Origin of the sequence: Streptomyces sp. NPDC057543 (assembly GCF_042801895.1) — a bacterium.
In the GTDB taxonomy this organism is placed as follows: domain Bacteria; phylum Actinomycetota; class Actinomycetes; order Streptomycetales; family Streptomycetaceae; genus Streptomyces.
On record NZ_JBHVFF010000296.1, the window covers coordinates 1 to 10,600 of the forward strand.

14 protein-coding genes are annotated in these 10,600 nt (G+C 66.8%); 10 read left to right on the forward strand and 4 right to left on the reverse strand.

Annotated features, from left to right (window positions below):
* Positions 1-5 precede the first annotated feature (5 nt).
* The 3 genes from ACFU8Q_RS34065 (at position 6) to ACFU8Q_RS34075 (ending at position 2,006) form a co-directional block, all read left to right on the forward strand.
* A complete protein-coding gene (locus tag ACFU8Q_RS34065) occupies positions 6-206 on the forward strand; it encodes a DUF5999 family protein (RefSeq protein ID WP_384461815.1) in 201 nt (66 codons plus the stop codon).
* Positions 203-859 carry a hypothetical protein gene (locus ACFU8Q_RS34070; RefSeq protein WP_384461778.1) on the forward strand — a complete coding sequence of 219 codons (657 nt, stop codon included), beginning with the start codon at positions 203-205 and terminating at the stop codon, positions 857-859. The genes ACFU8Q_RS34065 and ACFU8Q_RS34070 overlap by 4 nt, the downstream gene beginning before the upstream one ends.
* 208 nt (positions 860-1,067) lie before the next feature.
* On the forward strand, positions 1,068-2,006 hold the full coding sequence (locus ACFU8Q_RS34075; RefSeq protein ID WP_384461781.1) for a TauD/TfdA family dioxygenase: 939 nt from the start codon (positions 1,068-1,070) through the stop codon (positions 2,004-2,006).
* A gap of 28 nt (positions 2,007-2,034) precedes the next feature.
* Here the strand turns inward: ACFU8Q_RS34075 and ACFU8Q_RS34080 are convergent, their stop codons facing one another.
* Positions 2,035-2,808 carry a glycosyltransferase family 2 protein gene (locus ACFU8Q_RS34080; RefSeq protein ID WP_384461784.1) on the reverse strand — a complete coding sequence of 258 codons (774 nt, stop codon included), beginning with the start codon at positions 2,806-2,808 and terminating at the stop codon, positions 2,035-2,037.
* Positions 2,809-2,874: 66 nt separating this feature from the next.
* On the opposite strand from ACFU8Q_RS34080, the gene ACFU8Q_RS34085 reads away from it, so the two are divergent.
* The 3 genes from ACFU8Q_RS34085 (at position 2,875) to ACFU8Q_RS34095 (ending at position 5,724) form a co-directional block, all read left to right on the forward strand.
* A complete protein-coding gene (locus ACFU8Q_RS34085) occupies positions 2,875-4,131 on the forward strand; it encodes a nucleotide sugar dehydrogenase (RefSeq protein WP_384461786.1) in 1,257 nt (418 codons plus the stop codon).
* A gap of 7 nt (positions 4,132-4,138) precedes the next feature.
* Entirely contained in the window at positions 4,139-5,023 is an 885-nt protein-coding gene (locus ACFU8Q_RS34090; RefSeq protein ID WP_384461789.1) for a hypothetical protein, read from the forward strand.
* A gap of 185 nt (positions 5,024-5,208) precedes the next feature.
* A complete protein-coding gene (locus tag ACFU8Q_RS34095) occupies positions 5,209-5,724 on the forward strand; it encodes a response regulator transcription factor (RefSeq protein ID WP_384461792.1) in 516 nt (171 codons plus the stop codon).
* Between the two features lie 150 nt (positions 5,725-5,874).
* Here ACFU8Q_RS34095 and ACFU8Q_RS34100 read toward each other — a convergent pair whose 3' ends face one another.
* The 3 genes from ACFU8Q_RS34100 to ACFU8Q_RS34110 all read right to left on the reverse strand — a co-directional run bounded on the left by ACFU8Q_RS34100 (position 5,875) and on the right by ACFU8Q_RS34110 (position 7,508).
* A complete protein-coding gene (locus ACFU8Q_RS34100) occupies positions 5,875-6,360 on the reverse strand; it encodes a DUF3995 domain-containing protein (protein WP_384461795.1) in 486 nt (161 codons plus the stop codon).
* Positions 6,361-6,459: 99 nt separating this feature from the next.
* Positions 6,460-7,173, reverse strand: coding sequence for a hypothetical protein (locus ACFU8Q_RS34105; protein ID WP_384461798.1), 714 nt, complete (start codon positions 7,171-7,173; stop codon positions 6,460-6,462).
* The gene (locus ACFU8Q_RS34110) at positions 7,170-7,508 is read right to left on the reverse strand and encodes a DUF1360 domain-containing protein (RefSeq protein ID WP_384461801.1); all 339 of its coding nucleotides are present in this window, start codon (positions 7,506-7,508) and stop codon (positions 7,170-7,172) included. Before ACFU8Q_RS34110 ends, ACFU8Q_RS34105 begins: the two co-directional genes overlap by 4 nt.
* A gap of 618 nt (positions 7,509-8,126) precedes the next feature.
* Between ACFU8Q_RS34110 and ACFU8Q_RS34115 the strand changes: the two genes are divergently transcribed.
* The 4 genes from ACFU8Q_RS34115 (at position 8,127) to ACFU8Q_RS34130 (ending at position 10,509) form a co-directional block, all read left to right on the forward strand.
* On the forward strand, positions 8,127-8,321 hold the full coding sequence (locus ACFU8Q_RS34115) for a hypothetical protein (protein ID WP_384461804.1): 195 nt from the start codon (positions 8,127-8,129) through the stop codon (positions 8,319-8,321).
* On the forward strand, positions 8,318-8,815 hold the full coding sequence (locus ACFU8Q_RS34120) for a hypothetical protein (RefSeq protein ID WP_384461807.1): 498 nt from the start codon (positions 8,318-8,320) through the stop codon (positions 8,813-8,815). Before ACFU8Q_RS34115 ends, ACFU8Q_RS34120 begins: the two co-directional genes overlap by 4 nt.
* Before the next feature lie 18 nt (positions 8,816-8,833).
* Positions 8,834-8,992 (forward strand): hypothetical protein, encoded by a 159-nt coding sequence (locus ACFU8Q_RS34125; RefSeq protein WP_384461810.1) that lies wholly within the window; start codon positions 8,834-8,836, stop codon positions 8,990-8,992.
* A 164-nt stretch (positions 8,993-9,156) separates the two neighbouring features.
* The gene (locus tag ACFU8Q_RS34130) at positions 9,157-10,509 is read left to right on the forward strand and encodes a PIN domain-containing protein (RefSeq protein WP_384461812.1); all 1,353 of its coding nucleotides are present in this window, start codon (positions 9,157-9,159) and stop codon (positions 10,507-10,509) included.
* The last annotated feature ends 91 nt before the right edge of the window (positions 10,510-10,600 follow it).

Consider the following 10,600-nt stretch of genomic DNA (forward strand, 5'->3'; position numbering starts at 1 on the left):
CGCACATGTGCCAGCACAAGACTCCCTGCCCCAGCGCGGGCGCGTCGGATCGCGAGGCGGCCAGAACCGTGGCACGAGACGACGTCTTGGGCTGGACCCTGCTTTGCAACGGCGTATTGGCCTTTGACGACACTGGCGAATTGCTGCCCGACGGCAAGATCATCCCCCCGCGCCGCCCCACTGCGCTGTCAGGAGCAGCCGCATGAGCACGGCGAGCCGCCTCGTCCCGTACATCACAGCCCGCGAAGGCGAAGAACCCGAATCGATCCTGGCCCTGCGCGCCACCTTTGACCGCGCCGGCCACCCAGCCCTGGGCTACTGGGACGAGAGCCAAGAGGACCGCGACCCGCGGGGTGTCCTGTGGGGCCGGTGCTCGCAGTTGATCGGCCGGGGCGGGTTACCGCTCGGGCGGCCTAGGTGGCGGCTGATCCACCCCGCCAGGCAGCGCGAGACGATGACACGGCTCCACTGCCAAATCTGCGCAGGCCCTACCAGAACACCTCAGGGACACCCGTTCCTGGAGCCCGCTACCAAAGGCCGTCCGCAGCCTGGGGACATCCTCCGCACCGCGCAGCCCCCGGTCTGCCTGGCGCACCTGCGCGCCGCAGTTGAGCAGTGTCCGCACCTCCAGAAGGGCTACACCGCCCTGATGGTGCGCAGCGCCCCCCTCTACGGGGTCATCGGCACGCCCTACCAGTGGACCCGTGACGGGATCGTGGCACTGGCCGGGGATGACACGCCCATTCCGTACCGGACGTCGGAGCTGCGGTGGTTCCTGGCCTCACAGCTGGTCCGCTGCTTGCAGGACTTCACGGTCGTCGACCTGGACGACCTCACGGCGCTCGACTCGTATGCCTGAACGTCCTGGAGGCCACATGTCCCGTCGCGCGTGGCAGGTGTCCACCCTTGTGGTCGCCATCGCCCTGATCAACTACGCCGCACTGAAGCGGTGACGCGTGCCGTTCCTGTCCTCAACAGACTCCCGTCTCTCCACTGCTGCCGATGAGCACGGGCGAGAGGCCGGCTCCAAGGCCCACCCGGCATGAAACCGTAGAAAGGGACACCCCATGCCCGAAACCGTGAACGTTGACTCGGACCGCTTCATCGACCTGCCGAAGGAGCTGGAAGACGACCTGGTCAAGGTCGGAAGCACGCTTCCCGCCTGGGATGTGGAGGGCGCCTTCCTGGCGGGTCCCACGATTGAGCAGTACCGGACCGCACTGGATTCGGCTCCGCTGTTCAATGAGATCCGGGGTTCCCTTCTCGCGGCGCTCGACGGGGAGAAGGGCGGGTACGCCGTGGTACGTCTGGGGAACATCGCCCAGGCGCTGGGGGTCGGGGAGCAGTTCCTCCGCCTGGCCACGGCGTTCCTTGCCGAAGTGGCGATCCCCTTCCAGCCCTTCCAGCGTTGGCCACTGTGGAAGGAGCTCGGGACCAACCTCAACGCCAACCCCGGCCTGTCCACCGGCACGGGGTACAACGCGTTCCACATGGACCTGGTCAACGCGACCCTGCCGCCGGACTACACCACGCTTCTGTGCGTCCGCCCCGACCCGCTGGGGGCTGGCGCGAGCATCCTCTCCAACGCGCGCGAGGCCGTATCGCGCCTGACGCCTTCGAGTCGCGCTCTCCTGGCCGACGTGGCGTACCGCTATGGAGGCTTCTTCGACCTGTCCGACGTCGGCGAGGAGTACACGCCGTTCCCTGTCCTGGATGGGGAGCCCGAGGACCGCGGGTTCGTGCGGTTCACCGCCAAGATGCTCGCCGCGTCCGGCCTCGACGAGGAGCACGCCCAGGCGGCCAGGGAACTCGCGGACCAGATGGTCGCCGGCCAGGTCTCCTACACGCTCCAGCGCGGCGACTTCCTGATCGTGAACCAGCACCGCTACGTCCACGGCCGCGAGCCGCTCGGCGACGGCCAGCACGGTGTCACGCCCGAGAACCGCCGCCTGCTGCTCCAACTGTTCCTGCGCGGTGCGGGCGCCACGGGCCAGGCCGCCTCGTAGGTCGTGCGGGCGGGTCTCGCGGAGGGTCCTAGATCCGCGAGTTGCGCAGCGACTGCCACACAGCGCCGGTCAGCGCCCGCGTCGCCCGGGGGACCGACAGTCCCTCGTGTTCGCGGTACAGCTCCCAGTTGTACGGGACGAGCGACAGCTTGTTGGAGGACAGTGACCCCGCCTGGTGGGCCCTGTACACCGCAAGCGGCTCGGGAAGGCCCCGGGCGTCAGCACCGTCGCGCATGATCGACAGCCACAGTGCGTAGTCCTGTCGCTTCCGCATCTCCGGCATCAGTCTCGTGCCCAGGACGTTGCGGTCGTACATGGCGGTCAGAGCACCGATGTGGTCCTGGACCAGCATCGCGCGGTAGTCCACGTGTTCCCGCGCGCGGACCACGCGCCCGTTCGGGATGAAGTCGGTGCTCTCGCCGTCGTAGTCGGCGTCCATCTTGAAGTAGGAGGTGAATGTCAGGGGCGCACTACCCGCCGCCGCGAATTCGATTTGCCGCTCGGCCTTCTCCGGCAGCCACATGTCGTCGCTGTCGAGGAAGGCGACGTAGTCCCCCCGGGCCCGCTCGATAGCGAGGTTGCGTGCCCGGCCGGCACCGCCCTGTTCGGGTGCCGATTCCGGCAGGACGCGCTTGTCCTGCCGGGCGAACTCCATGAGCAGGTCCATGGAGCCATCGGACGACTTGTCGTCGGTGATCAGCAGCTCCAGGTCGCTGTGGGTCTGCGTGAGCACCGACCGGACGGCCGCGCCGAGAGTGGCTGCCGAGTTGTACACGGGCATCACGACAGACACCAGGGGCACAGCGCTTCTCCTTGCTCAGCCAGGAACGACTGTCCATTCAAGCACTGCGATCGAGTAGGAGCTGCCATGCATGTTGTTGTCGCTGGTCAGGGCTATGTGGGGCTGCCGCTGGCCGTCCGCGCCGCAGAGGTGGGCCACCGTGTCGTCGGCTTCGACGTGGACCCGCATCGCGTCCAGCAGCTCGCCACTGGCGAGTCCTACGTGGAGGACGTGGCGTCCGCCCGGCTCCGCGCAGCGCTGGACTCCGGGGCCTACTGCGTGACCGCCGAAGCCGCCGCGCTGCCCCGGTTCGACATCGCGGTGATCACCGTGCCGACCCCGCTGCGGGACGGAGTGCCCGACCTGACCTACGTCGAGTCCTGTGCCCACACGCTCGGCGAGCACCTGCGCCCCGGCGCGACCGTGATCCTGGAGTCCACGACCTACCCAGGCACCACCGAGGAACTGGTGCTACCGATCTTGGAGAAGGCGTCCGGCCTGATCGCGGGAGCCGACTTCCACGTCGGCTTCAGCCCCGAGCGCATCGACCCGGGAAACAAGACGTGGCCGTTCGAGAAGACACCCAAGGTGGTGGCCGGCATCGACGCCGCATCGCTCGACGTGGTCAAGGGCTTCTACGACGGCCTGGTGGAGACCACGGTCCCGGTCTCCGGACCGAAAGTGGCCGAACTGACCAAGCTGATCGAGAACACCTTCCGGCACGTCAACATCGCCCTGGTCAACGAAATAGCGATGTTGTCCAGGCCGCTCGGAGTGAACGCCTGGGAGGCGATCGACGCCGCCGCCTCCAAACCCTTCGGCTACATGCGGTTCACCCCCGGTCCCGGCGTCGGCGGCCACTGCCTGCCAATCGACCCGTCATTCCTGTCGTGGAAAGTGGAACGCGCGGTCGGCGTTCCGTTCCGGTTCGTGGAACTCGCCAACGACGTGAACGCCCACATGCCTGACTATGTAGTCCGGCGGCTCATGGAGGCGTTCAACACACGCCGCATGGCCGTCAGCGGATCTCGTGTCCTGCTGCTCGGTCTGGCCTACAAGGCCAACACCTCCGACGCCCGTGAGTCGCCGTCGGCGCGTGTCGCTGAGCTACTGCTCGACCTCGGTGCCAAGGTGCGTGGCGCGGACCCCCACGTCGTAGATGACATCCGCACCGACGCACGGCTGATCCGCGTAGTAGCGACCGCAGAGGAGATTGCGGCATCCGACGCCGTCGTACTGCTGACGGACCATACGGAATTCGACTACGAGTCGATCCTTGAGCACGCGCCGTACGTGCTCGACTGCCGGAACCGGCTGTCCGGTGTCAACGTCGACGTTCTCTAATCACGCCATGACCTTTGCCTCTTGGCCCGCGCTGCTCGTTGTCGATGTCGAAGGCAACGGAGCAATAACCGCACAACACGAGGAACACCGCATGAGCGTCCTGACGACCGATCACCCCGCCTGGATCGAGACCGAGACCGGTGGCCGTGCGCGAGCCGTGCACGCGGCCACCGGGGTCTGGGTCCTGTCGTGGGACCGAACCGGCCTGCACATGAACTGCGTGGACGGTTCCGAGGACGTGAAGCCGGAGTTCGTCACCACCGATCCCGCTTGCCTGCCCAGCAGCGTCCCCGCCGAACTCAAAGCGGGGCTCGATGACCTCGGTGTCACGCGGCGACTCGCCAACCCATGGCTGTGGGACGCGATCACCACGGCAATCCTGCGCCAGGTCGTGCGAGCCGGACAGGCCCGCAAGCTCTACCGGGCCTGGTGCAAGACCTACGGAACCACAGTCGATAACCCCTTCGGTGAGCTAGCCGTCGCCCCCACCCCCATGCAGGTGCTGGCGCTGGACGATGAACAGTTCGCAGCCGTCGGAGCGAAGTTCCACCGCAGCGTGTTGCAGGCCGCCGCCCAGCACTACGAGCTGCACGCCGTCGACTGGCTCTGTATGGGCGCCCCTGAATTGGCAGCCGCGCTGACGAGCGTGCCCCGCATCGGCCCGTGGACCGCTGCGGCAGCCGCGGCCGACGTCACCGGCGACTTCAGTGTCTACCCGCACGACGACCTCGCCGTGCGTACCTGGGCCGCGCAGATCGCGCCCGGCTATGTCTGGCCGGACAAGAAGGACAAGGCGTTCGGCGCGATGTGGACCGACATGGCCGGCCCCGACCGCACCACCCTGCACACCCTGACCCTCTCAACACTCACCTGGGGCTCCCATGCCCGATGACCAGCGAGATCAATGCCGCAGTTACCGCAGCGTCAGACCAAGGCACAACTGGAGCTAGGCCACCAATGAGAACTATCGGATCTCCCGCTGGCAGCACCCGGACTACGGTCAAGGTTCTTGCCGGAGACCCTGTCTCTGAAGCGGGAGTTCGTACACACCTGCGGACACGCCCCGAGATTGACCTCGTGGTAGACGACGATCCCTCCGACGACCCGCAGGTGACAGTCATAGTGGCCGACACCGTCAGCGAGGACGTGCGGGTACTGCTGCGCAGTGCCCGGCGTACCAGCACCACCCGCGTCGTCCTCATCGTGGCTGACTCCACGGAGCAGGCGGTGTTCAGGGCGGTGGAGTGCGGGGTGGCGGGGTTCGTGCCCCGCAGCGAGGTCACGCCGGAACACCTGGTCCACGTCATACAGACCGCGGCGGCGGGCGACGGCTACCTGCCGCCCAACCTACTGATGGCGCTCATGTCGGAAGTTGGCACACTGCAGGAGGGACGGCACTTCAGCGGTCTGTCCGCCCGTGAGATCGACGTGCTCCGCCTCGTCGCCGAAGGACACGACACCGAAGCCATCGCGTCGAAGCTCTCCTATTCCGAACGCACGATCAAGAACGTACTGACCACGGTGATGAACCGCTATCAGCTGCGCAATCGGACCCACGCCGTCGCGTTCGCGATGCGTCGGGGCTTGATCTGACCGACATACGGCCACGGTGAGCAGGGGATAACGCCGGGGAATTCCAGCCGAACCGAATACGAGTCCGCAAATGCCGAGCTGCTCAGGTGCGCGAACCGGCTCGTCGCGATACATTTCCCAACGCACCGTCAGGCGGCGGCGCTACTCGGACTATCCGTGCGTCCGGGACCTCCGTGCGGCCAAACTAAAAACGAGACCACCGACCAGGAACCAGGGATTCCACAGCAGCAGCGTCCACAGTCGCTGTTCCGGGCTTACGTCTATTTCCGAGCCCGCAACGTCGGTCAGCAGCAGCACCTCGAGGGTGATGCCACGTACTAGCAGCACAGCGCAGACAAACCGCCCCAGGGCCGTGACCACCCGTCCTGTCAGATCGCGAGGCCGGGGCCTGGCGAGAAGCCATCCCAGCACACCGCCGACAAGGCACAGCAATCCCACGCCCCACAAGCCCACCGCCACGAACCACCCGGGGCGTTCCTCGGCCAAGGGCCCCGCCGAGACACTGAGGCCCCAACTGCCGCCCACTGCCCAGTAAAAATGGAGCACGGCGAAAGCGACCGCCCAGGCACACGCTATGCGTCCCCACAACCCCGGCGTTGTCTTGTCATGCGGATCTTCATACATAGCGAGGAGCATGCCACTGCTCCGGCACGCCGCCACCAGCGTCGCGAGAAAACAGCACGCCCCCCTTCCAGTCGGCCACAACGTGCGACCGAAAACATCGGACTTGATCGTCTAGATAGGAGCGAGTCCGTCGCACGCCCCGGCTACTTCACGGGCTTCCACACAGCGCACCGCTCCGACGTGAACTGACCGTCCGACGCCCGGATCGTCACCGTGATTTCCCTGGCCGACGTCGCGAGGTTGTTGTCGATGATGTTCCCCGACTTCGTCGTCCGCTCCCAATAGCAGTCCTTCATGCTGCCCCTGGCTCGGTACGTGCCCGGCGGAATCGTTTCCTGGGGCCAGGTCCGGGACAGCCTTGTCAGGGTCTGCGGCCGGGATCGGGACGGCCTCCCCGTTGATCACCGCTTCCAGGCTGGAGCCCTTGCGGCTCATCTCCAGGACGGAGACCACATGCCAGTCCACGCGCCCGTCCGTGGACGGCCTGATGACGGTCCAGCCCTCCCCCGCGACAGCGAGGTGACGCCCGTACTCCCGCAGGAGCTGCGCCTGCCCCTGCGGGCCGCCGGCGATCTCCGCGACGACCTGGGCAGCGGGATGGTCGTCCGGGACCCGCTCGGTGTCGGCCCCGGCCGTGGCCCGTCCGGCGTACAACTGGGCACCACTCATGGCATTCCCGATCCAGTTCGCGAACGAACGGACTTCCGGGGTGCGGTAGAAGCCCCACGCCCGTACCTGATCGCCCTGGGTGCTGGGCTGGGTCGCCTCTCTGACCGTGGTCACGGAGTACCGCGACGAGGCGGCAACGATCTCCTTACGGGTCACGCAAGGCGCCCGAGGGTGTCATCGATCCGGTTGATGAACACGGCGCCCCCGGCGACGGCAAGCCACTCGATGCCGTGGACGAGGAGCGGCGTGCCGGCGAACTGGCCGGTGGCGACGAGGTACATCGCGAGGATCGCGCCGCTGATCCACCAGCCCATGCAGTACACGCAGGAGATGAGGGTGACGATGAACTCCCGGGCCGCGGAGTCCGGGCGGTCCTCGTGCCACCGGTGGACGCGGTCGCGGGCCGGGTCGAGGATCGTGTCGTGGACGGCGAGCTGGGTTGCCCGGTAGCCGGCGAAGCCAAGCAGTGCGAGTTCGGTGAGCTGGATCAAGGTCGCCCCCAGTGCGGAATGTGATCCTCCGGTTTCGGCGGAGCATCATAGGCCACGTCAGGGAGTGCTCACAGGGGAGTAAATGCCCAGGTCAGCAAGGCAATTCAGATCATGGGTCGGGGGTAGGTCCGGGGGCCGGGCGTCGGCGGTGATGCCGATGCAGTGTCCCGACGGCGCGGGTCAGACGCACATCTTGGCCACCGGCGCCTGCCCAGTCGCGTAGGGACTGAATCAGCGCATCTCGCCCCCCACAGAGCCACGGGGCGCTACGGTGGCGGTCGTCTTAGCCGCGTGTACGAGGGAATGGGGGCGCACGTGCTGGGACCTTTCCGCCGGGTCGTGTCCTTTGTAACCACGTTGGCCGAAATTCAGAGGGAACTCGCCGCTTCGAAGACCACAGCCAACCAGTCCGCGGCTGGTGGTGAGACGCCCGACGACGGGCTTGAGGTCCTTGCCGCCCATGGGCGTGCGCGCATGGGCAACATTGCGGACTCGGAACATGCGCGTGCTCGCATGCGCAACATTGCGGACTCGGAACAGCGCCGTTCCCCGAGGTCTGGCCCCCCGAGAAGGCGCCGGGTTCGAGGGACGCGCCCGCGCTCCTACATCAGGACGCTGGTGACCATCGTGCGGGTTGAGGATTCTCCGGAGGAGGAGCCCACCCCCGAGGAGCTGTCGGCTGTGGCGTCGACCTCCGCGCAGACCATCGACCAAGCCATGGCGATGTTGTTCCTCCAGCTTGGGCCACCACCGGAACCTACCCAGATCGATTACACGCCCGCTTCTAACGGCGGCGGAGGGGTCCAGCAGTGACCACGGAAGACAGCGGGTCCCTCCCGGCCACGCGCGGCTCGAACGAAGACCCGATGGTGGCCGCTGGCCTTGAGATCGCCATGAAGTGGGGCTCTGCTCTCGGGCCGGACAAGCTCGAAGTCGCCTTGAAAGCGCTGGAGCCGGAGCTGCGGCGGCATCACAAGGAGCGCATGACACGGCTCACCCTTCAGCGGGAGGCCGCTCAGCAGGCCAGCAAGGAGCGGAGCGAGGAACGCGCACACAAGCGGCACGTCGCGGGCTTGGCCGTCGGGGGTGTCGTCGCTGTGGCGATGCTTGCCGCAGGGGTGTACGTGGCTAAGGACGCGTGGTGGCTCGCCCTCGTCCTGTGTGGTCCGAGCTTGCTGGCCCTGGCGAAGGTCTTCGTTCTCCGCCGCAGCGATCCGGACGACATGCGGGCCGTTACTCAGGCGGCGCGTACCGCGACCAATGCCGCCGGGCAGGCGCAGCCGCCGGCACCGCCGCCCCTGATCTGACAACCTCCCGAGGCACACATGGCCGATCACAAGGACCCGGCCGCGGCCGACGCGTTGCACCTGGTCGAGGTGGACACCGACGAGGGCCGGGAGGGCGTCGCGTACGGCCCCGGCCTTGACTTCCCCGTGGTGGGCATCGTGTTCGTGCCGGCGGCGTTGCTCGTCGAGGAGTCCTGACCCCAACCACCGGAAGCGACCCGGGCCGCGCTGCCGCGCCCCACGGCGTTCGCCGACGACCGAGTGGTTGAGGAGGCTGGCCAGCCGAAACATCCGATCCACTCGGAGCGCGTCGCCCTGTCGGCTGGGATCCTGATGCCTCGCTCAACGGACCGGAGTAGCCAATGATCATCCTGGACACCTGCGTTATACGCGGCATGAAGCTCGACAGCGGCGATGCCTACTTGCTCCGCGCCATCAGGGAGACAGGCAGTGACCGAGTCGCGGTGCCGTGGATGGTCCTGGAGGAGCGCGCGGCGCAACTGGCCATCGAATACGGCAAGGCCCACGAGAAGGCCGCCCAGGCCCTTCGACAGCTTCAGAGGACATCTCCGTTGGGCGTCCCAGCGCTCAATGATCCCGACCCGGAGGCCGTGCGCGAGCACTGGCGGGATCGGCTGAAGGAGCTAGTCGAGGTCCTGCCGACGAGTGAGGAGGCCCTTCGGCAGGGGATGTACCGGGAGGCGAATTCCCTTCCCCCGGCAGGTCTGAAGAAGGACATCAAGACCGGGGCTCGGGATGTGGCTATCTGGCTGTCGGCTGTCGAGTACGCCCGGGCCAACCCGAAGGAGAAGGTGTTCTTCGTCAGCGGCAACACCAGCGACTTCACGGACGGCAGTACCACCTACCCCGCGCCGATGGACAAAGACGTGGAAGGCCTCGGAGACCGGTTCGTCCACCTGACGCGCCTGGCGGATCTGTTGAAACGCATCGCTCCGCCCGTCGATGTCACCCCCCAGCAGGTGGAGAGGTTCTTGCCGGCATACGCCGAGCATTTCCGCGACGCGGCACTGGCTCGGTGGGGTATGCCGAGTTACTCGGCATACGCCGATCGGGCCCACACCGCGACGATGGCTCGGTGGGGTGCACCCGCCTTTTCAGCGGCAATCCCCCGGTTCCCGGCCCTGGTCCAGGCGAGCGGTGAGGTCGGTGAGGCCGACTGCTGGCTCTCCCCGCTTAAGGACCTTCAAGTCAAGGCCCTTGAAGTGAGCGACGTCCAGGGCTACCACCTGGGTGACCACGAGTGGTGTACGGCCACAGTCCAGTGGCAGTTCGTTGGTCTCGCCCTCGTCGCCGACACCTTGAGCAGGGTGTGCTGCACCTGGACCACCCGCATCATGATGCCTCTCGTGGAGGACGGACCGAGCCCCCGGATCCTGGAAGCCAACCGGCCGGAGGCCCCAGCCAACGGGCAAGACGTTGAATGGCCGACAAGCCCCCCAAGCACCGATGCCAACGCCCGGATACTCCAGCACCTCCTGAACAACCCGAAGGCGCGCAGCAGTATCGAAGAAACACTGATGGCGTTCGCCAAGTTGATGCAGAACGCTTTGCCCGCTCCCTGGGCCACCCGACAGTTCATCGAAGCAGAGCGCGAAGCCAAGATCCGTTTGGATGTCGAGGCAGACCTACAGGCGGAGGAGGAGGGTTGGGACGGGGACGGCGGGGACGACCTCTGGCACAACCTTGAAGACTAACTGATCGTTTCAGAATGAGATCGGTGTGTTGGCTTGGCAGTTGGGTGTTGTGTCGGCAGGATCTTCCGGGTGTCTGCTGATCTCGTGCCCG

Coding starts and splice junctions, on each gene's coding strand:
- ACFU8Q_RS34125 (WP_384461810.1), top strand. CDS start 8,834: ATGGCCGATCACAAGGACCCGGCCGCGGCCGACGCGTTGCACCTGGTC.
- ACFU8Q_RS34085 (WP_384461786.1), top strand. CDS start 2,875: ATGCATGTTGTTGTCGCTGGTCAGGGCTATGTGGGGCTGCCGCTGGCC.
- ACFU8Q_RS34130 (WP_384461812.1), top strand. CDS start 9,157: ATGATCATCCTGGACACCTGCGTTATACGCGGCATGAAGCTCGACAGC.
- ACFU8Q_RS34065 (WP_384461815.1), top strand. CDS start 6: ATGTGCCAGCACAAGACTCCCTGCCCCAGCGCGGGCGCGTCGGATCGC.
- ACFU8Q_RS34075 (WP_384461781.1), top strand. CDS start 1,068: ATGCCCGAAACCGTGAACGTTGACTCGGACCGCTTCATCGACCTGCCG.
- ACFU8Q_RS34090 (WP_384461789.1), top strand. CDS start 4,139: ATGACCTTTGCCTCTTGGCCCGCGCTGCTCGTTGTCGATGTCGAAGGC.
- ACFU8Q_RS34070 (WP_384461778.1), top strand. CDS start 203: ATGAGCACGGCGAGCCGCCTCGTCCCGTACATCACAGCCCGCGAAGGC.
- ACFU8Q_RS34100 (WP_384461795.1), bottom strand. CDS start 6,360: ATGCTCCTCGCTATGTATGAAGATCCGCATGACAAGACAACGCCGGGG.